26 protein-coding genes are annotated in these 22606 nt (G+C 61.6%); 12 read left to right on the top strand and 14 right to left on the bottom strand.

The features are described 5' to 3' along the window. Window positions 1–7 precede the first annotated feature (7 nt). From AC0L3I_RS17555 to AC0L3I_RS17565, 3 genes are all read left to right on the top strand, one after another. Complete coding sequence (locus AC0L3I_RS17555) at window positions 8–1015, top strand: sterol desaturase family protein (protein WP_473527714.1); 1008 nt, start codon at window positions 8–10, stop codon at window positions 1013–1015. 77 nt (window positions 1016–1092) lie between these two features. After that, complete coding sequence (locus AC0L3I_RS17560; RefSeq protein WP_473527715.1) at window positions 1093–2034, top strand: substrate-binding domain-containing protein; 942 nt, start codon at window positions 1093–1095, stop codon at window positions 2032–2034. 79 nt (window positions 2035–2113) lie between these two features. Next, entirely contained in the window at window positions 2114–2431 is a 318-nt protein-coding gene (locus tag AC0L3I_RS17565; RefSeq protein WP_473527716.1) for a MocE family 2Fe-2S type ferredoxin, read from the top strand. Between the two features lie 52 nt (window positions 2432–2483). Here AC0L3I_RS17565 and AC0L3I_RS17570 read toward each other — a convergent pair whose 3' ends face one another. After that, window positions 2484–2987, bottom strand: coding sequence for a DUF2938 domain-containing protein (locus AC0L3I_RS17570; RefSeq protein WP_473527717.1), 504 nt, complete (start codon window positions 2985–2987; stop codon window positions 2484–2486). Between the two features lie 110 nt (window positions 2988–3097). Between AC0L3I_RS17570 and AC0L3I_RS17575 the strand changes: the two genes are divergently transcribed. Further along, window positions 3098–3775 carry an ArsR/SmtB family transcription factor gene (locus tag AC0L3I_RS17575; protein WP_473488748.1) on the top strand — a complete coding sequence of 226 codons (678 nt, stop codon included), beginning with the start codon at window positions 3098–3100 and terminating at the stop codon, window positions 3773–3775. Between the two features lie 207 nt (window positions 3776–3982). On the opposite strand, the gene AC0L3I_RS17580 is transcribed toward AC0L3I_RS17575, so the two are convergent. Further along, complete coding sequence (locus tag AC0L3I_RS17580) at window positions 3983–4459, bottom strand: anthrone oxygenase family protein (protein ID WP_473527718.1); 477 nt, start codon at window positions 4457–4459, stop codon at window positions 3983–3985. Window positions 4460–4629: 170 nt separating this feature from the next. On the opposite strand from AC0L3I_RS17580, the gene AC0L3I_RS17585 reads away from it, so the two are divergent. Further along, the gene (locus tag AC0L3I_RS17585) at window positions 4630–5229 is read left to right on the top strand and encodes a TetR/AcrR family transcriptional regulator (protein ID WP_473527719.1); all 600 of its coding nucleotides are present in this window, start codon (window positions 4630–4632) and stop codon (window positions 5227–5229) included. Window positions 5230–5328: 99 nt separating this feature from the next. On the opposite strand, the gene AC0L3I_RS17590 is transcribed toward AC0L3I_RS17585, so the two are convergent. After that, a complete protein-coding gene (locus AC0L3I_RS17590) occupies window positions 5329–6582 on the bottom strand; it encodes an MFS transporter (RefSeq protein ID WP_473527720.1) in 1254 nt (417 codons plus the stop codon). Window positions 6583–6713: 131 nt separating this feature from the next. Between AC0L3I_RS17590 and AC0L3I_RS17595 the strand changes: the two genes are divergently transcribed. Continuing rightward, window positions 6714–7583, top strand: a complete 870-nt coding sequence (locus tag AC0L3I_RS17595; RefSeq protein ID WP_473527721.1) for an AraC family transcriptional regulator — start codon at window positions 6714–6716, stop codon at window positions 7581–7583. A 106-nt stretch (window positions 7584–7689) separates the two neighbouring features. Here the strand turns inward: AC0L3I_RS17595 and AC0L3I_RS17600 are convergent, their stop codons facing one another. The 6 genes from AC0L3I_RS17600 to lgt form a co-directional block, all read right to left on the bottom strand. Beyond that, a complete protein-coding gene (locus tag AC0L3I_RS17600; protein ID WP_123148470.1) occupies window positions 7690–8625 on the bottom strand; it encodes a ribose-phosphate pyrophosphokinase in 936 nt (311 codons plus the stop codon). 167 nt (window positions 8626–8792) lie between these two features. After that, the gene (locus tag AC0L3I_RS17605) at window positions 8793–9410 is read right to left on the bottom strand and encodes a hypothetical protein (RefSeq protein ID WP_473488743.1); all 618 of its coding nucleotides are present in this window, start codon (window positions 9408–9410) and stop codon (window positions 8793–8795) included. A gap of 53 nt (window positions 9411–9463) precedes the next feature. After that, window positions 9464–10615 carry a M24 family metallopeptidase gene (locus AC0L3I_RS17610; protein WP_473488742.1) on the bottom strand — a complete coding sequence of 384 codons (1152 nt, stop codon included), beginning with the start codon at window positions 10613–10615 and terminating at the stop codon, window positions 9464–9466. Further along, a complete protein-coding gene (gene pgeF, locus AC0L3I_RS17615; protein WP_473488741.1) occupies window positions 10615–11409 on the bottom strand; it encodes a peptidoglycan editing factor PgeF in 795 nt (264 codons plus the stop codon). The genes AC0L3I_RS17610 and pgeF overlap by 1 nt, the downstream gene beginning before the upstream one ends. Window positions 11410–11542: 133 nt before the next feature. Continuing rightward, complete coding sequence (locus AC0L3I_RS17620; protein WP_473527722.1) at window positions 11543–12631, bottom strand: class I SAM-dependent methyltransferase; 1089 nt, start codon at window positions 12629–12631, stop codon at window positions 11543–11545. Then, complete coding sequence (gene lgt, locus AC0L3I_RS17625) at window positions 12628–13482, bottom strand: prolipoprotein diacylglyceryl transferase (protein WP_473488739.1); 855 nt, start codon at window positions 13480–13482, stop codon at window positions 12628–12630. The genes AC0L3I_RS17620 and lgt overlap by 4 nt, the downstream gene beginning before the upstream one ends. A 131-nt stretch (window positions 13483–13613) precedes the next feature. On the opposite strand from lgt, the gene AC0L3I_RS17630 reads away from it, so the two are divergent. The 3 genes from AC0L3I_RS17630 to AC0L3I_RS17640 all read left to right on the top strand — a co-directional run bounded on the left by AC0L3I_RS17630 (window position 13614) and on the right by AC0L3I_RS17640 (window position 15216). Further along, complete coding sequence (locus AC0L3I_RS17630) at window positions 13614–13916, top strand: accessory factor UbiK family protein (RefSeq protein ID WP_473488760.1); 303 nt, start codon at window positions 13614–13616, stop codon at window positions 13914–13916. Between the two features lie 427 nt (window positions 13917–14343). Further along, window positions 14344–14844: a type III secretion system chaperone family protein gene (locus AC0L3I_RS17635; RefSeq protein ID WP_006202532.1), complete on the top strand. Its 501-nt coding sequence runs from the start codon at window positions 14344–14346 to the stop codon at window positions 14842–14844. Between the two features lie 12 nt (window positions 14845–14856). Continuing rightward, window positions 14857–15216, top strand: coding sequence for a tRNA-binding protein (locus AC0L3I_RS17640; protein ID WP_473527723.1), 360 nt, complete (start codon window positions 14857–14859; stop codon window positions 15214–15216). 187 nt (window positions 15217–15403) lie between these two features. Here AC0L3I_RS17640 and AC0L3I_RS17645 read toward each other — a convergent pair whose 3' ends face one another. From AC0L3I_RS17645 to AC0L3I_RS17660, 4 genes are all read right to left on the bottom strand, one after another. Further along, entirely contained in the window at window positions 15404–16489 is a 1086-nt protein-coding gene (locus tag AC0L3I_RS17645; RefSeq protein ID WP_473527724.1) for a glycosyltransferase family 4 protein, read from the bottom strand. 312 nt (window positions 16490–16801) lie between these two features. Next, entirely contained in the window at window positions 16802–18214 is a 1413-nt protein-coding gene (locus AC0L3I_RS17650) for an ATP-binding protein (protein WP_473488737.1), read from the bottom strand. A 52-nt stretch (window positions 18215–18266) separates the two neighbouring features. Next, window positions 18267–18986: a response regulator gene (locus AC0L3I_RS17655; protein WP_095491594.1), complete on the bottom strand. Its 720-nt coding sequence runs from the start codon at window positions 18984–18986 to the stop codon at window positions 18267–18269. Then, window positions 18973–19506 carry a MarR family winged helix-turn-helix transcriptional regulator gene (locus AC0L3I_RS17660; RefSeq protein ID WP_031255243.1) on the bottom strand — a complete coding sequence of 178 codons (534 nt, stop codon included), beginning with the start codon at window positions 19504–19506 and terminating at the stop codon, window positions 18973–18975. The genes AC0L3I_RS17655 and AC0L3I_RS17660 overlap by 14 nt, the downstream gene beginning before the upstream one ends. Before the next feature lie 247 nt (window positions 19507–19753). Here AC0L3I_RS17660 and AC0L3I_RS17665 point away from each other — a divergent pair, with 247 nt between their 5' ends. The 3 genes from AC0L3I_RS17665 to AC0L3I_RS17675 all read left to right on the top strand — a co-directional run bounded on the left by AC0L3I_RS17665 (window position 19754) and on the right by AC0L3I_RS17675 (window position 21873). Continuing rightward, window positions 19754–20647, top strand: coding sequence for a branched-chain amino acid aminotransferase (locus AC0L3I_RS17665; RefSeq protein ID WP_029349987.1), 894 nt, complete (start codon window positions 19754–19756; stop codon window positions 20645–20647). 145 nt (window positions 20648–20792) lie between these two features. Beyond that, window positions 20793–21110, top strand: coding sequence for a hypothetical protein (locus tag AC0L3I_RS17670; protein ID WP_095491592.1), 318 nt, complete (start codon window positions 20793–20795; stop codon window positions 21108–21110). A 121-nt stretch (window positions 21111–21231) separates the two neighbouring features. Then, the gene (locus tag AC0L3I_RS17675) at window positions 21232–21873 is read left to right on the top strand and encodes an MBL fold metallo-hydrolase (RefSeq protein WP_473527725.1); all 642 of its coding nucleotides are present in this window, start codon (window positions 21232–21234) and stop codon (window positions 21871–21873) included. A 115-nt stretch (window positions 21874–21988) separates the two neighbouring features. Here AC0L3I_RS17675 and AC0L3I_RS17680 read toward each other — a convergent pair whose 3' ends face one another. Next, window positions 21989–22405, bottom strand: a complete 417-nt coding sequence (locus AC0L3I_RS17680; RefSeq protein ID WP_123148558.1) for a BA14K family protein — start codon at window positions 22403–22405, stop codon at window positions 21989–21991. Between the last annotated feature and the right edge of the window lie 201 nt (window positions 22406–22606).

A 22606-nucleotide genomic window follows, 5' to 3' on the forward strand; every position in this document is an offset into this window, starting at 1 on the left:
AAACGATATGGACGACCTAAAATACGGCAAGCGCAACAAGCGCGGCGACTGGGCCCCCGACGAACCGGCCGGCACCGCGCCGCTCTTCGTCTTTCCGCCGCGGCCGCTCGCGCTGCTGAAGTGGCTGCCGCACTACTTCCTGCCCTACAATCTGCTGTTCGCCCTTTCGGCGGTGGCCTGGTGGCAGTTCGTGCTGCCCGATGTCGCGGTGATGAAGACGCTCTCCTGGGGCTGGATCGTCAGGCTCGTCATCGTCAACTGCGCAGCCCTTCTATTGTTCTTCGGCGTCTTCGAGCTCAGGCTCTACATCCTGCGGGCTCAGGGCAACAGGTTCAAATACAATGGCAAATGGCCGTCCGAGCAGAAGAGCAAGGCCTTTTTCTTCGGCAGCCAGAATATCGACAACATGCTGCGCACCTTCGGCACCGGGCTGCCGATCTGGACGGCGATCGAGGTCGCCATCCTCCATGCCTATGCCAACGGCTACGTGCCGTGGCTCACCTTTGCCGAGCACCCCGTTTACCTGTTCTGCCTGGCGCTGGCGGCGCCGATCATCCACGAGACCCATTTCTTCCTGCTGCACAGGGCCATCCATTGGGGGCCGCTCTACAGATGGGTGCATTCGGTCCACCACAATTCGGTGAACCCCTCGCCATGGTCGTCGCTGTCGATGCATCCGGTCGAGCAGTTCGGCTATCTCGGGGTTGCGCTGTGGCATCTCATCATCCCGTCCAACCCGATCCTGGCGCTCTATCAACTTCACTTCGCCGGCTTCGGCGCCATCCCCGGCCATGTCGGCTTCGACAAGGTCGAACTCGGCGAGGACAAAGCCGTCGATAGCCACGCCTACATCCACTACCTCCACCACAAATATTTCGAGGTGAACTACGGCGACGGCCTCATCCCGTTCGACAGGTGGTTCGGCACTTTCCACGACGGCAGCAAGGAAGGCGAGGCCCGCATGCAGGCCCGTTACGAGAAGAAGAAGGCGCGCGCCAACGCCGCGGCCAAATAGCGCCGTCAGCGATCCCGAAAGGGCCGGTATTCCAAAAAGGAGTGAGCCGGCACTCCACGTCCAGAGGGAGGAAATCCATGAAGAAACTTCTGTGTTCGGCAGCGTTGGCGACAATGATGTCGACCGCTGCGATGGCAGAAACGATCGGCGTCAGCATCGTCAATTTCGACAACAATTTCCAGACGCTGCTGATGCACGGAATGCAGGACCGAGCCAAGGAAAAGGGCGTCGGCATCCAGGTCGAGGATGCGCAGAACGATGTCGCCAAGCAGCTCGACCAGGTGAAGAACTTCATCGCCAACGGCGTCGATGCCATCGTCGTCACGCTGGTCGACACCAACGCTTCCAAGACCATCAGCGACGAGGCCGCGGGCGCTGGTATTCCGCTCGTCTTCGTCAATCTCGAGCCCACCGACATGGCCAATCTTCCCGACAAGCAGGTCTATGTCGGTTCCAACGAGGTTGAATCCGGCACATTGGAGGCGTTCGAGGTATGCAAGCTGCTGCGCGCCAAGGGCAAGTCGGCGGGCGCCAAGGCCTACATCGTCATGGGCAGTCTCGTTCACCAGGCAGCGCTGCAGCGGACGAAAGATGTCGAACAGATCTTCGGCACCGACATGTGCAATTTCATCGAGATCGTCGATAAGCAGTCGTCCGAGTGGGCGCGCGACAATGCGCAGAACCTGATGACCAACTGGCTGACCGCCGGTCAGGCGCCGGACGCCGTCATCGCCAACAATGACGAATCCGCCATCGGCGCCATCCTGGCGCTGAAGGCGAACGGCGTCGACATGAAGGACGTCGTCGTCGGCGGCATCGATGCCACCCAGGATGGCCTGCAGTCGATGAAGGCGGGCGATCTTGCGGTGACGGTGTTCCAGAACGCCAAGGGGCAGGGCGGCGGCGGCGTCGACGCCGCACTCGCCCTTGCCAAGGGTGAGAAAGTCGATCGCGTCGTCTACGTCCCGTTCGAACTGGTCACGCCGGCCAACATGGCCGACTACCTCAACAAGAACTAGGCCGCAGCAAGCCCTCCAGGACGGCTGCACGGGCCGTCCTGGACGGTTCCCTGCGCAGTTCATTATCGAAGGAAAGCAAATGTTCAGCTGGATTACGGCCTGCAGCCTCGACGACATCGAACAGGAAGGGGCCCGCCGCTTCGACTATGGCGGCAAGACCTACGCCGTCTTCCGCTCGCCCGATGACGAGGTCTTCTGCACCGATGGCCTGTGCACGCACGAGGCCGTCCATCTCGCCGATGGGCTTGTCATGGACTACCAGGTCGAATGCCCCAAGCACGCCGGCGCCTTCGACTATCGCACCGGCGCGGCAATGCGGCTGCCGCCCTGTGTGAATCTCAGGACCTATCCGGCCAAGGTGGAAGTGGGCTCCGTCCCGGTTGCGATCAGCCAGTAACAGGAAGTGTGGCTAGGCAGTCGGCCTGAAAGCCGACCGCAATCGATCAGTGTCAGACCGGAAACAGGCGTGCCGAAAGCAACGCAGCGACATACAGCCCGACCCCGAAGGACAAATGAGTCATGAGACCGCGCAGACGCGCAGTGTTCGGATTGGGCGTTTTCGAGGCTGCAATTCCGGCTCCAAAAGCTGGCTGCATTATGAAGAATGGGGCGACAACAGTGGACATGCCGACAAGAAGGGCAGGAAGCAATGTCGGCTGTCGTGCCCAGTCGAGGCCCCATACTCCCATCAGCAATGCAGCAAAGACGATGCCGATCGCGTAATGCGCAACCCATCCGATAGGCGTTTCGCCACGAATTCGGGGCGCCTGCGCGATATTCGCATGCGCGAAACGTCCTCGCGGAAAGTGCCCGATCCAGCGGCCGACCCAGGCATAATCAAGCGATGGAATTGCGAACGCAAGCTTCAGAAACAACCCCCAAAGATCCATCACTGCCGTCGCTCCTGCTCCGATCCCGGCTGCGCGGACAACGAATTCAACCTGCTCGTTCATTTCTATGCTCCTGCCTTGTCCATGCTCCTGTCACGGCGTCAGACACTAGCCGATTAAAACCTCTCATTCAATGTATTGATTGATCGTTTGATTGATGGTAGCCATGCGATATGAAAAACGCAGACGTCCATCATCCGATCTTTGACGAAATAGCCGATCTCGCCCGAACGCTGGGACATGCACACCGGCTGGTTCTCCTCCGCCACATTGCCGACGGCGAAGTCGCGGTAGAGCAGCTGACGCAGCTTTCCGGGATCGCGTTGGCCAACACCTCGCAGCATCTTCAACACCTCAAACGGGCCGGCTTGGTGCAGACCCGGCGAGACGGGAAACGCGTGCTCTATCGTTTGGCAGATGGGCCGATCGAAGACGTGCTCGCGGCACTGCGAAGCCTTGCGAACCATAGGCGCGAGCAAATCCGCGAACTTATCAATGACACTATGAGCCGGCCGGACAGGCTGGAGAACATCTCGCGCGAGGAACTCGTGCGCCGCATGCGGGACGACGAAGTCGTGCTGCTCGACGTTCGGCCGCAGGAGGAATACGCAGCCGGGCATTTGCCGGGTGCGATCAACATTCCCGTGGCTGAGTTGGAGGATCGACTTGCGGAGCTTCCACGAGAGAAGGTCATCGTCGCCTATTGCCGTGGTGTCCAGTGCGTCCTTTCTGCCGACGCGCTGGCAATCCTGAGGTCGCGAGGCCGGGCCTCACGCCGGTTCGAAGGCGGTTTTCCCGAATGGCTGATATCAGACCTTGATGTCGACGGTATGAACTACGAAAGCGGCTGACAGAAGCCAAAGTCGGCGTCGCCGGCCCAAGCCCGAATATGAATGGAAACTGGAACCGCCACAGGGCAATGCCCGCGGCAGGCTGGGCGGCACACGCCGGAAGCGCGTTGGCGCCTGCTGGCAAGGGCATGCCAATGTCATTCACCGCGGCCTTGCCTGATGTCGGCTGGCCACCTTGCTCTGCTGGGCGCTCTCCCGGTCACAATCTCACCAGACCGAAGCAAGAGCCAAAGCGATTCCTGAAGCGATGGTTCGCGCCTGGTTCCAGAACTGCCACTGTTGTGAATAGTCCTGCCAGATCTCTCGCGCAGTCTCGATATCCTTGGGAACGGGAATTGCGGCCAACGCCTCGTTCATCGGCACGTTCACCGTCAATGTGAGGAAAAGGCCCGATGTCAGATAGACGAGCGCCGCGGCAGCGAACCAGAACGCAGGCGACTTGCGGCCATTGAAAAGCATCGCGGCAGCCGTGAGCCCCAGAACGACCGGCGTCAGAAAGAATGCCGGAAAGAATACGGCGTTGCGAACCGATGCATTCATCGCCTGCATAGCCTTGATCGCCACTCGGGGATCGGTCTGGTCGAGGCCCCACATTGTGGAGCAGACCCAGGCGTAGAAAAATCCGAAAATCGCCCCGGAAAAAACGATCGATGTGACCGACAGTCCTACCACTATGCCAGGCATCACTGCTTCCATAGAACCGTATCATTGTGTACGCTTTCACATATACGTACAAAAGTGTACGGTTTTGGTCAAGCAGTTTCGAAGATTGGCAGTTTCGAAGATTGGCAGTTTCGACGATTGGCAGCTTGGACGATTGGCAGTTTCGGAGATTGGCAGTTTCGGGGATTGGAATGCGTGAAGACACCAAGGCTGCGCGTCGGGCACAGATCGAGAGGGCAGCCTACAAGCTTCTCAAGGAGAGAGGCTACGGCGGGACTTCCATGCTTGGCATAGCCAAAGAGGCAAAGGCGTCAAATGAAACCCTCTATCGCTGGTATGGCGACAAGAAGGGCCTGTTCAAGACGATGGTCGAAAACAATGCAAGGGCGACGAAGGCGGCACTGGATGCGGCAATCAGAGACGAAGCCGATCCTCTGGTAACCCTTGAAGATGTTGCTCCGATCCTCCTTTCGATGCTGCTTGGTGAGCGGGCAATTTCCCTGAACCGCGCGGCTGCTTCTGACGAAAGTGGCGAATTGGGTGCGACGATTGCCGCAGGCGGCCGCGATTCGGTATTTCCGCTGATCGAGAAATTGATCCAGCGCGGCTTGGAGAGCGGTGCGCTGGCCGCGCCCTCTGCGCGCATTGCGGCCGATTGGTTCTTGAACCTGCTGATCGGTGATCTGCAGATCCGGCGGGTCATTCACACTCTGCCGGTTCCTTCAGACAAGGACGTCCATTCCAGAGTCGTCGCTGCGATCAGTGCGTTTAGAAAGCTTTGTGGCACGTGACGACAAAAATCGACCTGTGACCATACTCACGCGTAGGGTGAGCAGGAAGACGGCTGCTCCTGAGAGCAATGACAGCGTAGCTTAAGGCCGAAATCCAACTCAAGCTTCACCGATCGTGGTCTCTTCATCGATCTTCCTGGCTTGCCTCATGTTGGGAAGGAAAACCGTCAGCAGCCCGAGCAACGGCAGGTAGGAACAGATCTGAAAGACGAAGTCGATGCCTTTCATGTCGGCGACGACGCCGAGCACGGCGGCGGCGATGCCGCCCATGCCGAAGGCGAAGCCGAAGAAGATGCCGGCGATCATGCCAACCCGGCCGGGCACCAGCTCCTGGGCGAAGACGACGATGTTCGAGAAGGCCGAGGACAGGATCAGGCCGATCAGCACGGTCAGGATCATCGTCCATTCGAAATTGGCGTAGGGCAGGGCCAGCGTAAAGGGCAGCACGCCGACGATAGAGAACCAGATCATCGCCTTCTGTCCGTAGCGGTCGCCGAACGGGCCGCCGAGCAGGATGCCCAGCGCCGAGGCGCCCAGGAACAGGAACAGCATGACTTGCGACATCTGCACCGAAACGCCGAATTTATCGATGGCGTAGAAGGTGTAGTAGCTGGCGAGGCTGGCCATGTAGGCGTTCTTGGTCAGCACCAGCAAGGTCAGCACCGCCAGCGCGCCCATCACCCTGCGGCGCGGGAAGGGCGAGACGAAGCCGGCCGCCTTGCGGTTGGCGAGCGAGGCGCGCAGGCGGCTGTACCAGCCGCCGACCCGCCACAGTACGAGGATGCCGATCAGCGAGCCGGCGGCAAACCAGGCTATGCTGGTCTGGCCGAAGGGCACGACGATGAAGGCGGCCAGCAGCGGCCCGATGGCCTGGCCGAGATTGCCGCCGACCTGGAACAGCGATTGCGCCAGGCCGAACCTGCCGCCCGAAGCGAAGCGGGCGATGCGGGAGGATTCCGGGTGGAAGATCGCCGAGCCGATGCCAATCAGCGACGCGCCGATCAGCAGCAGCCAATAGTGTCCGGCATAGGCCAGCACGATCAGGCCGATCAGCGAGGACGCCATGCCATAGGGCAGCGAATAGGGCATCGGCCGCTTGTCGGTGACCATGCCAATCAGCGGCTGCAGCAATGACGCCGTCACCTGGAAGGTGAAGGTCAATAGACCGATCTGCCAGAAATCGAGACCGTAATTGCCCTTCAGCAGCGGATAGATGGCCGACAGCAGCGACTGCATGACGTCGTTGACACAATGGCAGAAGCTCACCGCAAGGATGACGGTGAAGGCCGTCGCTTGCGCCGAAGTGTGGCTGGCCGTCGCCGGCGTGGCGGTGGTAGCTGTCGTATCGGTCAAGGCAGGCTCCATGGTCTTTTTGGCGGACGCTCCCGCAGGCGGCCCTTATGGCCCCGCTGCCTTATAAGTCACTTGCCGGGCGACTTCTTTCGTGGTTTGGTCCAATAGTTTCGCGAGTGGGCCAATACCCAATGCCGCATGGCAACGAAATCTTCAAAGCGGGCGACACCGATCTCGGCCAGTTCACCGATCTCGGGCAGTTGCATCAGCGCCGCTGGCAGTGGCTGGAGCAGGCCGTCGGGCCGGCGGTGGCCCTGCCGACCGAATATCCCGACGGCTACCATGTGCCGCAGCACCGTCACAGTCGCAGTCAATTGCTGCATGCGCTTGTCGGCGTCGTGCTGGTTACGACGCGGCATGGGCGCTGGATGGTGCCTCCCGATCATGCGATGTGGATTCCTGCCGGCACCGAGCATTCCGTCGAGATGCTTGGCGACGTCAGCATGCGCTCGGTCTATGTGATGCCGGACGCCATTGCGGGGCTGCCGCATGGGCTGCGCGTCGTCGGCATTACAGATCTGATGCACAGCCTGATCGTGGAATCGGAAAAGCTGCCGCAGGGCGCCGAGTTGGAGGGGCGCGGCGGGCTGATCATGAGCCTCCTGCTGCATGAAATCCCGAACCTGCCGGAACGGCCGCTCGGCCTGCCTTTTCCTTCAGATCCAAGGCTTGCGGCACTCTGCCGGCGCTTCGTCGCAGCACCCTCGCCGCACGCGACAATCGACGAATGGGCCGATATCGTCGGCATGAGCCGCCGTTCCTTCACCCGTGCCTTTCATCGCCAGACCGGATTGTCGCTGTCGACATGGCGCCAGCAGGCCTGTCTGTTCGCGGCCTTGCCGAGGCTGGCCGACGGCGAGCCGATCACAAGGGTGGCGCTCGACCTCGGCTATGACAGCGTGCCGGCCTTTATCACCATGTTCAAGCGCATGCTGGGAGCGTCGCCGCGCGGCTATATGCGCGGGTCAAGGGACAACATCAGGGTGTCGACGAACGGATAGCGCATGACCCCGAACCTTCGGTTCGGAAAGGATCGTGCGCAAAATCAAAGTGCTACAGCGTCCTTTGCGCGTCCGCTGGACGCGCGGCGCTGTAGGCTGGCAGATTTCAGTCGAACAGGCTCGACACCGATTCTTCGGTCGCGGTGCGCGAGATCGCCTCACCCATCAGGTCGGCGATGGAGATGACGCGGATGTTGCTGGCGTCGAGCACCGCCTGGGTCGGCTGGATGGAATCAGTGATGACCAGTTCCTGCAGTTTCGAGGCGCCGATGCGGGCGATGGCGCCGCCCGACAAAACGCCATGGGTGGTGTAGGCGGTGACGCTGGTGGCGCCGGCGGCAAGCAGTGCATCGGCCGCATTGCACAAGGTACCGCCCGAATCGATGATGTCGTCGATCAGCAGGCAATCCTTGCCGCGCACGTCGCCGATGACGTTCATGACTTCCGATTCACCGGGGCGCTCGCGACGCTTGTCGACGATGGCAAGCTGGGCATCGATGCGCTTGGCGAGCGCGCGGGCGCGGACCACGCCCCCGACATCCGGCGACACGACCATGACATTGGCAAGCTTCTTGTATTTCGCCTTCACGTCGCGGGCCATGACCGGCACCGAGAAGAGATTGTCGGTCGGGATGTCGAAAAAGCCCTGGATCTGGCCGGCATGGAGATCCAGCGTCAAGACACGATCGACGCCCGCGCGCGTGATCATGTTGGCGACCAGCTTGGCCGAGATCGGCGTGCGGCCCGAGGCGCGGCGGTCCTGCCTGGCATAGCCGAAATAAGGAATGACCGCGGTGATGCGCTTGGCCGACGAGCGCATGAAGGCATCGATCATGATGAGCAGTTCCATCAGGTGATCGTTGGTCGGGAACGAGGTGGACTGCAGGACGAAGACATCCTCGCCGCGCACATTCTCCTGGATCTCGACGAAGATTTCCTGATCGGCGAAGCGCCTGACGCTGGCTTTGCCCAGCGGGATGTTGAGATAGCGGGCGACCGCTTCGGCCAGCACCCTGTTGGAATTGCCCGCGAAAAGCTTCATGCACCGTTCCTGGTGAAGGATGGAGACTCTGGCAGACTCTCTTGAGCCCCTTAGTCGGGGCTTTTAGCGGCCCGTGCCGGTATTGCAAGCGTCGTGATCGGGAATCCGCCGGCTAATCTCAATAAACGTCGACGGCGAGGGAAGCCGGCAACATGTCGGCCCGCCGGTCAGCCCGCTTGGCCGCCAAGCCATGTGGCGAACTGGTCGATCGTCTGATCGGCGATCGCCTGCATGGTCTCCGGCGCGACAGCAGCCCAGCCTTCGCCATCATTGACCGAGGGCGCCTTCTGCTGACCGTTGATGCGATGCAGCCGGTTGCCTGCCGGGTCATAGACGTCCCAGACATAGATAACGGTGGTATCCTTGCCTTCCGACATCGTTGAGAAATAGCCTTTCAGCACATGCGTCGGGGTCTGGCCGGCGCTGCCTGCCAAGGTGATGCCGCGTTGCTTGGCTCGCGTTTGAAGCGCCGCGGTCAGCGGTGTCGCGGCTTCCACCGAGGCGCCGACGATCGGCGCTACCTGCAGTCGGGTTCGTGCGATGACGGCGGCGCTCTTTGCGGGCGGCGCGGTCGTGGTTGCAGGCTGCGCAGGGGCGGGAGGCTCTGTTGCTGCGGAAGACTGCGCGGTCGTTGCAGGTGTGGTGGGCGTTGCAGCCGTGCCGGTTCCGGCCGTTGGCGACTGCGGGGCGATGGCCGAGGGTTCGAGAACGTCCTTCGCGTTGGTGCAGGCGGCCAGCGCCAGCGCCGCGAGCAATGACACGGTCGTCACGTGCGATCGCCTCATTCCCTCAAAACTCCCTGGCGATGAACGCCCTTTGCATCCGTACCATTATGGATTCATTGCACAATCAAGTCGAGATCATGGCGGGACAGCGGTTTCGGCTGCGATTCAGTCGTCAGATAGGTGCGGCCGAGCGTCATTGCCGTCTCGGTTTCGGAGTCCATGATGATCATGTGGGCGAACAGCGTCATGTTTGGCGCAATGGGTTCCGGATTGCCCTGATAGAACATCGGCATGTCCATCCATGATGGGGTGAAGCGGGCGCCGAGCGAATAGCCGCAGGCGTTGAGCCGGTGTTTGGTCAAGTTGTGCGCCTCGAGCGTGCGGGCATGCGCGTCAAACACATCGCCGAAGGTATTTCCGGGCGTCATCGCCTTTTCGACCGCCAGAAGTGCGGCGCGCGCAGCATCGAACAGTTCCTGGTGACGCTTCGACACTTTGCCGGTCAGCACCGTGCGCATCATCGCCGCATGGTAGTGGTGGAAGACGCCGGCCCATTCGAGCGTCAGCTGGTCGTTCTTGCCCAGCTTGCGACGGCCGGCCTTGTAACGGCAAAGCAGCGCGTCCACGCCAGAGCCGATGATGAACTCGTTGGCCGGATAATCGCCGCCGCCGGCAAAGATCGCGCCCTGCATGGCGGCAAGGATCAAGGCTTCGTCGCCACCCTGCTTGATCAGCGGCAGGGCCGCGTCCAGCGCGTCGTCGGCGAGATTTGCGGCCTTTTCCACCTTGGCGACTTCGGCCGGGCTCTTGAACAGGCGCAGCCGGTTGACGATGCCGGAAGCGTCGGCGATCTGGCCAAAGGTCTGCAATTGCTCGTCCAGGCGCCGGCCATTGTAGGCGGTCAAGCCGTGGGTGTCGTATTCGACGCCGATGCGGGCGCCGAGCAGGTCGAGATCGTTGAGCAAATTGCGCAGGTCGATCGCCGGATTGGCGCCGTCGCGATCGGTCCACAGCACGATGTTGTCGATGATCGAGGTGTGGCGCGCCTGGCGCAGATCGGCCGAGCGCGTGAGCAGGATCATCGAACCGTCTGCCTTCACCACCAGGCACTGGAAGAAGCAGAAGCCGAAAGTATCGTAGCCGGTCAGCCAGTACATGCTCTCCTGAGCAAACAGCAGGACGGCATCGAGTTTCTTCTCGGCGATCTCGATCATCAGCCGATCGCGCCGCGCGTCAAATTCCGATCGTTCGAAATGCAGCGCCATTATTCTGTCTCCAAAACGATTGCCGAAATCTGCCGCCCGTAATCCGGCTCCTTGCGATGCGTGCTGCGCCGGTAGGAATAGAACAGATCCTCCTCGGCATAGGTGCAGCGGCCGAGCCCGTCGGCGACCACGCCGGTCCGGGTAAGCCGATCGACCGTATAGAGGTTGAGGTCGAACATCGCGTGCCCTGGTTTCGCGGAAGGCGCGAAATAGCGGATATTGTCGGCGTCGGCCTCGATGAAGCGGGCGACGAATTCCGGTCCTACCTCGTATTTTTCTGGGCCGATGGAAGGACCAAGAACCGCAACGATGCGCTCGCGCCGGGCGCCGAGGCCTTCCATAGCCGCAATGGTGTTTTCCAGCACGCCTGACAAAGCGCCCTTCCAGCCGGCATGGGTTGCGCCGATGATACGTGCTTCGGCATCGGCGAACAGCACCGGTCCGCAATCGGCGGTCGAGGCGCCGACGGCGATGCCCGGCCGGTCAGTGACGACAGCGTCGGCCTTCGGCCGCTCGCCGGAAAAGGGCTCCCTGGCGATGACGACGTCGGGCGAATGGATTTGGTGGGCGGTCAAGAGATGGCTTGATGGCACGCCCATCCAGTCGGCGACGCGGCGGCGGTTCTCGGCTACTTGCGTCTGGTCGTCGCTTGAGCCGGTGCCGATGTTGAGGCCCCGATAGATGCCGCTGGAGACGCCGCCGATGCGGGTGAAATAGCCGTGGCGAATGCCTTGCGCCCGCGCCTTTTCCAGCAAGGGCGACCGAACGGGATCCGGCTTGGTCTGATTCAGCATGGCGGCGTTGTTGTCCGTGTGGGCGATTTCGTCAAGCGACAGTCCAAAGATCGCGACAGTCCACAGATGAGCTACACTCCATAGATCGGCGACAGTCGGAAATAGGGAGAGTGGGAGAGGCGGCAGTGAAAAGTCAATCCGCCGTTGCAAAGGGCGGAACGGCGATGCCGGCAGGCAGGACGGCAAGCACCTTGAACAGGTCGCCCATGGCTTGCGGGCCGGCGAGGCGTTCGACCTCGCCTGCAATCTTTTCGCGAGCCGCCTCATTGGCGTTGGCGCCGAGCTGGCCGGCGCGTTCGAGAAGGCCCATTTCCACCAGGAATTCGCCTTGCGTGGAGAGATGGGCATCGAGGCCGTGTGCCCGCACAATTGCGGCAAGGGCGGCGAAATCGACATGGGCGGTGAGATCGGCTTCGCCCGGATTGGCCAGCACATCTTCGTGATCGTGCTTGCGCAAGGCCTGCAACGTGTCGCCGATCCCTGGCTGGAGGTAGCCATAGTCGAGGAACAGGCCGGCGCCACCGAGCCCGGCCAATCGCTCGGCGATGCTCGCCATCAGCGCGGCTCGGGCCGGCGCGACCTCGACGATCTCGCCCTGTGGGGCGTTTTCGGCATCGTTCGGCAACAGCGTTGGATCGACCGAGCTGGCGCCGGCGAAGAAGTGCAATTCGTCGGCGCCATCGAGGCCGATCATCCGTTCGCGCCAGCCTGTTCCGGCGCGGACGAACTGGCGGATCGGCACTGCGTCGAACAATTCGTTGCCGACGATGAAAAGCGGGGTCTGCGGCAGCGTATCGATGCTTTCGTGCCAGCCGATCGTGGCCGGCGTGGCGGCAAGTGTTTGCCTTTGGACATCTGCCAGTCTTGGGCTGGTCTCGATCATGGCGAACGATGCGCCGGCGGTCAGCGCCGGATCGAGCCGCGAAAGCGTGCGCAGCATGTCCTTCATCAGCGTGCCGCGGCCGGGGCCGATCTCGGCGATGGTGACCGGCATCGGCCGGCCGGTCACCAGCCAGGCTTCATAGAGCCAGACAGCGATCAGCTCGCCGAACATCTGGCTGATCTCCGGCGCGGTGACGAAGTCGCCGGCAGCCCCGAACGGCTCGCGCGTCGTATAGTAGCCGTCCTGCGGGTCGAACAGGCAAAGCGCCATGTATTGGTTGACGGGGATCGGCCCCGCCGCAGCGATCAGCTTGACGATGCGGGTTTTTAGTCGGGTCATACCGGCTGTGGCTGTGTTACCGGCTTTGCCGTCGCCATCGCCCAGATGCCGGCCAGCAGCATCGGCAGCGACAGCACCATGCCCATGGTCAGCCAGCCGGTGCCGAGGAGATAGCCGAGCTGCTGGTCGGGCTCGCGGAAGAATTCGACGAAGATGCGCGAGAGACCGTAGCCGGCGATGAAGGCGCCGCCGACGAAGCGCGGCGTCTTCAGCTTGAGCCTGGAATGGGTGAGGAAGCGCAGGACCAGGAACAGCACCAGGCCTTCGAGCAGCGCCTCGTAGATCTGGCTCGGATGGCGCGCAAATGGCCCGCCATTGGGGAATTCGACCGCCCATGGTACGTCGGTCGGCCGGCCCCAGAGTTCGGAGTTGATGAAATTCGCCATGCGGACAAGGCCAAGGCCGACCGGCACGCCAGCCGCCACCACATCGAACAGCGACCATGTGCGGATGCCGCGCGACCAGGAAAACAGCGTCATGGCGAGAATGACGCCCAGCATCCCGCCATGGAACGACATGCCGCCCTGCCAGACGGCAACGATATCGAGCGGATGGGCGATGTAGCGCGGCAGGTCGTAGAACAGCACGTAGCCGGTGCGCCCGCCAAGCACCACACCGATGGCCGCCCAGACGATGAAGTCGTCGAGGTCCTCGGGCTTCATTGGCACGGTGCCGTCGGGCCAGAGCCTCGCATTGGTGACGAGCCGCTTGGCATACCACCAGGCAAAGAGAATGCCGACGATGTAGCCGACGCCATACCAGTGCACCGCCAGCGGTCCGATCTGGACGATGACCGGGTCGATGTTGGGGAAGGGCAGGGCGGCCAGCGGCAGCATAAGATATTCGCTCAACAGGATCTCCTGGTTGCGATCACGTTCGGGCGCGGACCATGCGGCAGGGTTTTGACGGGGTCAAGGCGACGTGGATGCTTGCATTCCGCGTCGCGCGCCACTACGTCAAATCGAGCAAGCGAGGATTTGCCATGTCGACCGGACCGAACCGCATTCTCGATGAATTCGCCAAGCTGATGACCGACGCTGCGGGTGCCGCGCAAGGCGTGCGCCGCGAAGTGGAAACCGCCTTCAAGGGGCAGGCCGAGCGAGTTCTCAACTCGATGGACCTGGTGCAGCGCGAAGAATTCGAAGCTGCCCGCGATATGGCGGTAAAAGCCAGGGAAGAAAATACCCGTCTCGCGACGCGCCTCGAAGCGCTCGAGGCGAAGCTCGCCGAATTGACAGGGCAGACCGCACCTGCGGCTGCGACAAAGCCCAGATCAAAAAAATAATCGTTAAACTTTTCCACAAAGCACAATCGCAAAAAGCGCTTTGTCGTGAATCGCTTACCGGCATTGCGTGAATCTTTGTGACAGCGGCTTTCCACATGCGAATGACGCAGTGCGAAAAATTGGGCTGGTCACGCGACTCCCGATCAATAGACTGAATTTGTTGCATGATTCGGAGCAGGGTCATGCGCCGGGCGGTGGGGTCCGGTCTGGGGTCTTTGCGTTGACGAAGTCCCGGCCGTCCGAGTTCTAGACAAGATTGTTCGTTGTGTGTGCCTCTCCCGCGGAGCGTGTGGTGGCGCTCACTAGAGCGACGTGCGTCCACTTGGACGCACAAAGTACGCTCTAGCACTTTGAACGTTCGCATCGTGCTTTCCGAAAATCGAACCCGATTTTCGGGCCGATGCGATGGAACGACAGGAAGCATTCCATGGAACTTCTCGAACTCGAATTCTCGCGCGAAATCCATCCGGTGGATGTTATCGAGCAGGTGGCGCACAACAACGACTGGTCCTTCGAACGGGCCGGCGACGACGAGATTTCGATTTCGGTTGCCGGAAGCTGGACCGACTACCACGTCTCATTTTCCTGGATGGAGGATTTCGAGGCGCTGCATCTGGCCTGCGCTTTCGACATCAAGGTGCCGGAGGCGCGCGCGCTCGAAGTGATGCGGCTGCTTTCGCTGATCAACGAGCAGATGCTGTTCGGCCATTTCGACCTCTGGGAGCAGGAGGGCGCGATCATGTTCCGCCAGTCGCTGCTGCTCGCCGGCGGGGTCGAGCCGTCGAGCCAGCAGGTCGAGGTGCTGTTGTCGTCGGCGCTGGAAGCCTGCGAATGCTATTTCCAGGCGTTCCAGTTCGTCGTCTGGTCGGGAACCTCGGCCAAGGATGCGCTGGCCGGCGTCCTGTTCGAGACCTACGGAAACGCCTGAGCCAGGTCCTCAATGAGTTCGAGCAGCCAGCGCAAGCCCGAGATCAGCTTCGCCGATTTCGACCGTGTCGATATCCGCGCCGGCACCATCGTCGAGGCCGAGCCGTTCCCCGAGGCGCGCAAGCCGGCATTCAAGCTGAAGATCGATTTCGGCCTTGACATCGGGGTGAAGAAATCGTCGGCGCAGATCACCAAATATTATGCGCCCGAAACGCTGATCGGCCGGCAGGTGTTCGCGGTGGTCAATTTTCCGCCGCGGCAGATCGGACCCTTCATGTCGGAAGTGCTGACGCTTGGCTTTCCCGACGAGGAGGGTGCTGTCGTCCTCGGCGCAATCGAACGCAGGGTGCCTGACGGCGGCCGATTGTTCTAGCTTCGTCATCCACGGGCGGAGGGGAGCGAAGCGGACGCGCAGATCCGGGGATCCACGCCGTAGCAGTGGTCGAAGAATAGGACGGTCCAGAATCGCGTTGTTCTTTCCTTGGCCGCTCCTGTGGAGCAAGTGCGGCTCGACGCCGCCTCAACCCAACAAGCTCTTCACCGAAAGGGCCGCTCGCAGGTCACGGAATGGATCCTCGGGTCTGCGCGTCGGCTTCGCCGCCACTTCGCCCGTGGATGACGAAAGTTGGTGTCAGTTTTCGCTGGGTGCCCAGCGCCTCTCCAACCGTTTCCAGGAACATCTCCGCGCAGGCTTTCCAGCTATAGCGCATCGCCCGTTGGCGCGCCTCGGCGCGATCGACGTGGAGCGCGGCGAGCGCGGCCTCACGCAAATCGTTCGACACAGCTCCGCCGACGCCGTCGCCGACAATGTCGATTGGTCCCGTCACCGGATAGGCTGCGACCGGCGTGCCGCTGGCTAGCGCCTCGATGATGACATTGCCGAACGTGTCGGTGCGGCTGGGGAAGACGAAGACATCGGCCGAGGCGTAGATTTCGGCCAGTTCGTCGTTCGGGCGGTGGCCAAGGAAATGGGCATCGGGGTATCTGGCCTTGAGCCTGGCCAACTCCGGCCCCTCGCCGACGATCACCTTGCTGCCGGGCAAATCCAGATCGAGGAAGGCGGCCAGGTTCTTTTCGATCGCGACGCGGCCGGCACAGAGGAAGATCGGTCGCTGGAGTCCCAGATCCTTCTTCTTGTCCGGCCGGAAATGGTCGGTGTCGACGCCGCGCGTCCATGGTCTCAGCTTGGTGAAGCCGCGCGCCGACAAATCGTCCGCCAGCGACTGGGTGGCGACCAGAGTGCCCTGTCCGGAATTGTGGAAATCGCGAAGCCAGCGATAGGCCCAGGCTTCCGGTATCGGCAGCCGCGCGCTCAGATATTCCGGAAAACGCGTGTGGTAGCTTGTCGTGAACGGCCGGCCTGTTCTGCGGCAATAGCGCCGCGCCATGATGCCGAGCGGACCTTCGGTGACGATATGGATATGATCGGCATTGCGCGCTTCGATCAGGCGCGCGATGTGGCCTGGCGTGGTCAGCGCCAGCCGGATGTCCGGGTAGGTCGGCAGGGGCAAGGTGCGAAAGATGTTCGGGGTCAGGAAGTCCGTCTCGACGTCGAGGGATTTCAGGGTTTCCGAAAGCCGTTCCAGCGTGTGGACGACGCCGTTGACTTGCGGGCGCCAGGCGTCGGTGACCATCAGGATGCGCATAGCAGCCCTTTGCTTGAAAGGTCGTCGGTTTCCTTGATGCGAGGCCGCAAGGCCGAATCAATCAGGATCACGCGCTTCATGCGGGCTCTTCAGCACGGTTTCATGACGGGCCGATGAAGGCATAGCCGATGGCCGTCTACAACCACCGGAAAGCAGCGCATCGGCCCGAAAATCGAATTCGATTTTCGGAAAGCACGATGCGTAGGTTCAAAGTGTTTAGAGCGTACTTTGTGCGTCCAATTGGACGCATGTCGCGTGGGTTCAAAGTGTAGAGCGTACTTTGTGCGTCCAATTGGACGCACGTCGCTCTAATCAGGCGGGAACCTTGATGACTGCGCGCAAGCCGCCGAGCGGGCTCTTGTCGAGCATGATGTCGCCGCCATGGCTGCGGGCGATGTCGCGTGCGATGGCAAGGCCAAGGCCAGTGCCGCTGGCGTCGAGGTTGCGGGCCTCGTCAAGCCGCACGAAAGGCTTGAACACCTCCTCGCGCTTTTCGGGTGGAATGCCCGGACCGTCGTCGTCGATGGTGACGAGCAGCGAGCCGCGGCCGTGGTTGGCGTTGATCTCAACCGTCTTGGCATAACGGAAGGCGTTGCCGACGACATTGGATAACAGCCGGGCAAAAGCGTGGGGCCGCACATGCACATTTGGATCACCGGCGAGCGCGGTCGACAGTTTGCGCTTGCGCAGCGTGGCCTCCTCGCCGAGCTTGTCGAAATAGGCTTGAAGATTGAAACGGCCGGCGTCTTCCGTCGCCTCGCCGCGGGCAAAGGCGAGATAGCCTTCCAGCATGGACTGCATGTCATCGATGTCCTGACCAAGCGCCTCGGTGTCGGCCTTGGTCCCGGTCAGCGCAAGCTGCAGCTTGAAGCGGGTGAGAATGGTCCTCAAATCGTGACTGACGCCGCTCAGCATGGCGGTGCGCTGTTCGAGCTGGCGTTCGATGCGTTCGCGCATCTGGATGAAAGCAAAGCCGGCGCGGCGAACCTCCTCGGCGCCGCGCGGACGAAAATCGAGCGGCATCGGCCGGCCCTTGCCAAAACTTTCGGCGGCCTCGGCCAACGTCAGGATCGGCCGGATCTGGTTGCGCAGGAACGGGATGGCGATCATCAGCAGCACCAGCGAGGTGCCGACCATCCAGATCAGGAAAATATGCGTGTTCGAGGCATAGGCCTGACTGCGGCGCACGAAGGCGCGCAGCACCTTGCCTTCGAGCTGGACGCGGACCTCGATGATATTGGAATTGCCGACCGTATCGATCCAGAACGGACGGTTGATCTGATGGGTGATCTCGGACGAGAGAATTTCGTCGAGGATCGAGAAGAACGGCTTTGGACCGGGCGCCGGCAGCGGATCGGGCGGAAGCAAGTCGATCTTGAGCTGCATGCGATCCTGCGCGATGCGGATGATGTTGGCGTAGTCGGCGTCGTTCGGATAGGTTTCTACCAGGTCGACGATCGCAGCAATGTCGCGGACCGTGGCCTGCGACAGGCGCTGCGTCACGGTCTGCCAGTGGCGTTCCATGAAAACAAATGCGAGGACCGATTGCAGCAGGATCATCGGTGCGATGACGATGATCAGCGAGCGGGCATAGAGCCGCTTCGGCATGTAAAGCGAAACGAGGCGCCAGAACCGTTTCCAGGCAAGCGGCACCGCCTTGAGCGCCCGCGTGGCGCGAGCGCTCAAGCCGCGATCTCCCGGCCGTTCCAGTTGCGTGGTTGCCATACGCCCTTTTTGCTCATCTGCAGCCAGTCAACAAGGGGCTGCGGGCGGCAGTCTATTCCACGCTGAGCCGATACCCAATACCGCGCACGGTCTGCAGCCAGACCGGATTGGACGGATCGCGCTCGATCTTGCGGCGCAGCCTGTTGATCTGGACGTCGATGGTGCGTTCGCCGACTTCGGACTCGTCGCCGACAAGCTCATGACGCGGTATCGTTTCGCCGGCCCGCGCCGCGAAGATCGCCAGGATCTCCTGCTCGCGGTCGGTCAGCTTCAGAGCCTCGCCGCCGCGCTTGAGCTCCCGCCTGGCGATCTGGAACGTGTAAGGGCCGAAGACCAGTTGCTCGACCTTGGGCGTCGTTGCCGGACCGCCGCGGCGCAGGATGTTGTTGATGCGCAGGATCAATTCGCGGGGATCGAAAGGCTTCGGCAAATAGTCGTCGGCGCCGGCCTCGAGCCCGGTGATCCGGCTGTCGGTCTCGGAGAGCGCGGTAAGCATCAGGATCGGCACGTTCTTGCTTGCCCGCAGCGCCTTGGCGAGATCGACGCCGGTTTCGCCCGGCATCATGATATCGAGCACGAGCAGGTCGAAATCGAGGCCGGCGAGCTTGCGCCGCGCTTCGCCGGAATTTCCGGCAACGGTGACGCGAAAGCCGTTTTCGGTCAGATATTGTTTGAGAAGATTGCGGATACGGGTATCGTCATCAATCACCAGCAGATGCGGCGCGTCGTCGTCCGGTGCTGCCGGTCGATCAACCCTTTCAATGGTCTCCATGGCTTTTCCCTGACGTTTTTGCGGGCACAATGTCGATCTGCGCCCTTAGTTCCGGATTGACCATCGCTTCCAGGAAGCGCTCGATCAAGGCGCGTTCGGTGGCTCCGGAATCTTCCAATGCAGCATGGATGCGGCGTGACTGTGGCCGTGCCAGCGCCAGTGCCAGGGCGCGGCCCTTGGCTGTCGGATAGAGCTCGCGCTGGCGGCGGTCGCGCGGACCCTGCAACTGGACGATGTGGTCGGTGTCGATCAGTTGCTTGAGCACGCGCGCCAGGCTCTGCTTGGTGATCTTCAGCACGTCGAGGAGTTCGGCGACCGTCAGGCCCGGCCTGCGATTGACGAAATGCAGAACCCGGTGATGGGCGCGGCCGAAGCCGTAGTCGGACAGGATCTGGTCCGGATCGGAGGTAAAATCGCGATAGGCGAAGAAGAACAATTCGATGATGGCAAAGTCGATGCCGTCCTCGTCGGTGATCGCCGTCCTGATCGGTTTTCCGGCTGGGTGGCTGCGATCCGTCATCTTTTCTCCGTGCGAAAGGGAAATTATGTCAGTACTATTGACGTAATTTCCCGGCAATGGTAATTTTTGACAAGCTTTTCGGCGGATTGCGAACGAAAAGGCAAGGGAAAGCCGTTTTTCCGGAACTTCCTGTGTTTGCCAGACCTTATATATCCGCCTACGCTTCGAGATACCGGCCGCCCGGTGCGGCTGACATGAAACACGCAACGACACAATATGTGCGGGCGGCCGCCCGCGGGAGGTTACCATGGCATCCGTTCCCTTTGACCAAATGGACGGCTTTATCTGGATGAACGGCGAGTTCGTCAAATGGGCCGACGCCAAGATCCACGTGCTGACCCATGGCCTGCACTACGCCAGCGCGGTGTTCGAGGGCGAGCGCGCCTATGGCGGCGAGATTTTCAAGCTGACCGACCACAGCGAGCGCCTGCACGAATCGGCACGCCTCCTCGGCTTCAAGATTCCATATTCGGTTGCCGAGATCGACGACGCCTGCCGCACGCTGTTGAAAAAGCAGGGTTTCCAGGATGCCTATGTCCGGCCGATCGCCTGGCGCGGCAGCGAACAAATGGGGGTTTCGGCGCAAAACAGCAGGATCAACTGCGCCATCGCCATCTGGCAGTGGCCGAGCTATTTCGATCCGGCACAGAAGCTGAAGGGCATCCGTCTCGATCTGGCCGAATGGCGCCGCCCCGATCCGCGCACCGCGCCGTCGAAATCGAAGGCTGCCGGCCTCTACATGATCTGCACCATGTCCAAGCATGCCGCCGAAGCCAAAGGCTATGCCGACGCCATGATGCTCGACTGGCGCGGCCAGGTTGCGGAAGCGACCGGCGCCAATATCTTCTTCGTCAAGGATGGCAAGATCCACACACCCACCCCCGATTGCTTCCTCGACGGGATCACCCGCCGTACGGTGATCGGCCTTGCCAAGGATCGCGGCTTCGAGGTGATCGAGCGCACCATCATGCCGGAAGAGCTCGAAGGCTTCCAGCAGTGCTTCCTCACCGGAACGGCGGCCGAGGTGACGCCCGTTTCAGAGATCGGTCCATACCGATTCGAGGTGGGTGAAATCGCCAAGACTCTGATGAACGACTATTCTGCAGCCGTTCAACCCAAGCATGCGATCGCCGCAGAATAACGAAAGTCACAGCTTTTTTAATAAGTAGGGGCGGTTTTCGAGCCGCCCCTTTTATTTAAGCAGTTCTGCATTTGACTTTCGTCCAATTCGGCGTCTGATGATGTTGTCGGCCCGGGAGGCTGGCAGCTATGGAGGGACTGGTAATATGGACATGAACACGCTTCTTCCGATCATTGTTCAGGTGATTACGGGTATCATCGGTGGCCAGGCGGTGGGCGCGGCGCTCAAAACAGCGGCAATGGGGCAGCTTACCAAAATCCTGGGCGGCGCGCTTGGCGGCGTCGGCGGTGCGGCCATCCTCGGCAGCCTGCTCGGCGGTGGTACGATCGATCCGGCTGCAGCCGCAGCGGCAACGAGCGGATTGGGCAGCGCGCTGAATGTGCAGAACATTGTCGGCGGTGCCGGTGGTGGCGCCATTCTGACGGCCATCATCGGCGCGGTCATGAATGCGATGAAGAAGTAAGCCTGGCGGTTTCGGGCTTTTCGCATGGGCGGCTTCGGCCGCCCATTTTTGTGTCGTGGCAGCGGTGGACGCCGTTTACATGTGTCTCTACATCAGGGGCCGACACAGCGAAAGGACGATCATGGGTCAGCTTAATGCCGGTATCGTGCCGGTCACGGCGTTCCAGCAAAACTGCACCATCCTCTTCGACATGAACGACAGACAAGGCGTTGTCGTCGATCCGGGCGGCGACATCGACAAGGTGCTGGCAGTGCTCAAGGACAATGCGATCAACGCCGGCGCAATCTGGATCACGCATGGTCATATCGACCATGCCGGCGGCGCCATGGAGCTGAAGGAGGCGCTCGGCATCGAGATCATCGGCCCGCATGAGGCCGATCGTCCGTTGCTTGCCAATCTCGAGAACCAGGCGAAACATTACGGCATCACCGATCCGGTGCGCAACTGCGTGCCCGACCGCTTTCTCAGCGAAGGCGATACCGTCTCGTTCGGCCAGCACGCGTTCGAAGTCTTTCATTGCCCCGGCCATGCGCCCGGCCATGTCGTCTACTACAATCGTGCTGCGAAGTTCGCCCATGTTGGCGACGTGTTGTTCCGCGGCTCGGTCGGGCGCACCGACCTGCCGGGCGGCGACCATGCCGCGCTGATCGCCTCGATCAAGGACAAGCTCTTGCCGCTCGGCGACGACATCGGCTTCATCTGCGGCCATGGTCCCGGCGGCCGCTTCGGCGAGGAGCGCCGGAGCAATCCATTCCTGATTTAAAGCGCGTCGCGTGTGGGGTGCCTCATGCGACGCGCTTCAATCTCTTCCCTTATGCATGCTGACAACAAAAACGCGCTGGCCTTGCGGACAGCGCTTTGTTTGGGGGCAGGAAGCCTCAGTTCGCGGTGCAGAAATGCTGTTCGCCGTCATAGCCGATGAACGTGCCGGTGCGGGCGTTGAAAGAGCGATAGCGATCCGAACAATATTCATACCAGCCACGGGTCCATGGCTCTGCGTAGCCGTCATTGTAGACGACCCGCGGTTCCGCGTAGTAGCGGCGCACCGGGGCGGGGCGTGGATAACGACCATAATCGTCGTAGCCGGGGTCGTAATAGCTGGGCTGCGGGTTGTTGAGCGCACCAACGATCAGGGCGCCGGCCGCGAGGCCAAGGACGCCTGCCGCGATCGCATCGCCATTGCCACGATGATGGTGCCGGTGGCGCCAGTCACCAGCGCTGGCCGCTGGCAAGGTCGCGAGCATGGTCGCAGCAATCGCGGCGGACAGGACGGCGGTCTTGAAAATTCGGTTCATGTCGGTCTCCTTCATGCCGGCCCGGGTAATTTGGGGGATGCGGTCCGGCTTTACCGAAGCTGATAGGCGACCGTGGCTGAACGGGGGCTGAACGAAATTGACGGGCTGGGGCCAGCCGATATTCATCGACGGCATGGCGCAAGGCACAGATATCGTACGCTCAACAAGGAGTGGACCTGCGCCACGGGACCGTCCGACGCT

It is taken from the genome of Mesorhizobium sp. WSM4840, from assembly GCF_055811755.1.

Bases quoted from the DNA above. Each gene is read 5' to 3' on its own strand.
- AC0L3I_RS17630 (WP_473488760.1), top strand. From the start codon at position 13,614: ATGTCGACCGGACCGAACCGCATTCTCGATGAATTCGCCAAGCTGATG.
- AC0L3I_RS17655 (WP_095491594.1), bottom strand. From the start codon at position 18,986: ATGGAGACCATTGAAAGGGTTGATCGACCGGCAGCACCGGACGACGAC.
- AC0L3I_RS17600 (WP_123148470.1), bottom strand. From the start codon at position 8,625: ATGAAGCTTTTCGCGGGCAATTCCAACAGGGTGCTGGCCGAAGCGGTC.
- AC0L3I_RS17580 (WP_473527718.1), bottom strand. From the start codon at position 4,459: ATGCCTGGCATAGTGGTAGGACTGTCGGTCACATCGATCGTTTTTTCC.
- AC0L3I_RS17670 (WP_095491592.1), top strand. From the start codon at position 20,793: ATGGACATGAACACGCTTCTTCCGATCATTGTTCAGGTGATTACGGGT.
- AC0L3I_RS17645 (WP_473527724.1), bottom strand. From the start codon at position 16,489: ATGCGCATCCTGATGGTCACCGACGCCTGGCGCCCGCAAGTCAACGGC.
- AC0L3I_RS17555 (WP_473527714.1), top strand. From the start codon at position 8: ATGGACGACCTAAAATACGGCAAGCGCAACAAGCGCGGCGACTGGGCC.
- AC0L3I_RS17565 (WP_473527716.1), top strand. From the start codon at position 2,114: ATGTTCAGCTGGATTACGGCCTGCAGCCTCGACGACATCGAACAGGAA.
- AC0L3I_RS17570 (WP_473527717.1), bottom strand. From the start codon at position 2,987: ATGAACGAGCAGGTTGAATTCGTTGTCCGCGCAGCCGGGATCGGAGCA.
- AC0L3I_RS17620 (WP_473527722.1), bottom strand. From the start codon at position 12,631: ATGACCCGACTAAAAACCCGCATCGTCAAGCTGATCGCTGCGGCGGGG.
- AC0L3I_RS17610 (WP_473488742.1), bottom strand. From the start codon at position 10,615: ATGGCGCTGCATTTCGAACGATCGGAATTTGACGCGCGGCGCGATCGG.
- AC0L3I_RS17595 (WP_473527721.1), top strand. From the start codon at position 6,714: ATGCCGCATGGCAACGAAATCTTCAAAGCGGGCGACACCGATCTCGGC.
- AC0L3I_RS17680 (WP_123148558.1), bottom strand. From the start codon at position 22,405: ATGAACCGAATTTTCAAGACCGCCGTCCTGTCCGCCGCGATTGCTGCG.
- AC0L3I_RS17665 (WP_029349987.1), top strand. From the start codon at position 19,754: ATGGCATCCGTTCCCTTTGACCAAATGGACGGCTTTATCTGGATGAAC.
- AC0L3I_RS17575 (WP_473488748.1), top strand. From the start codon at position 3,098: ATGAAAAACGCAGACGTCCATCATCCGATCTTTGACGAAATAGCCGAT.
- AC0L3I_RS17560 (WP_473527715.1), top strand. From the start codon at position 1,093: ATGAAGAAACTTCTGTGTTCGGCAGCGTTGGCGACAATGATGTCGACC.
- AC0L3I_RS17635 (WP_006202532.1), top strand. From the start codon at position 14,344: ATGGAACTTCTCGAACTCGAATTCTCGCGCGAAATCCATCCGGTGGAT.
- AC0L3I_RS17660 (WP_031255243.1), bottom strand. From the start codon at position 19,506: ATGACGGATCGCAGCCACCCAGCCGGAAAACCGATCAGGACGGCGATC.
- AC0L3I_RS17605 (WP_473488743.1), bottom strand. From the start codon at position 9,410: ATGAGGCGATCGCACGTGACGACCGTGTCATTGCTCGCGGCGCTGGCG.
- pgeF (WP_473488741.1), bottom strand. From the start codon at position 11,409: ATGCTGAATCAGACCAAGCCGGATCCCGTTCGGTCGCCCTTGCTGGAA.
- AC0L3I_RS17585 (WP_473527719.1), top strand. From the start codon at position 4,630: ATGCGTGAAGACACCAAGGCTGCGCGTCGGGCACAGATCGAGAGGGCA.
- AC0L3I_RS17640 (WP_473527723.1), top strand. From the start codon at position 14,857: ATGAGTTCGAGCAGCCAGCGCAAGCCCGAGATCAGCTTCGCCGATTTC.
- AC0L3I_RS17650 (WP_473488737.1), bottom strand. From the start codon at position 18,214: ATGGCAACCACGCAACTGGAACGGCCGGGAGATCGCGGCTTGAGCGCT.
- AC0L3I_RS17675 (WP_473527725.1), top strand. From the start codon at position 21,232: ATGGGTCAGCTTAATGCCGGTATCGTGCCGGTCACGGCGTTCCAGCAA.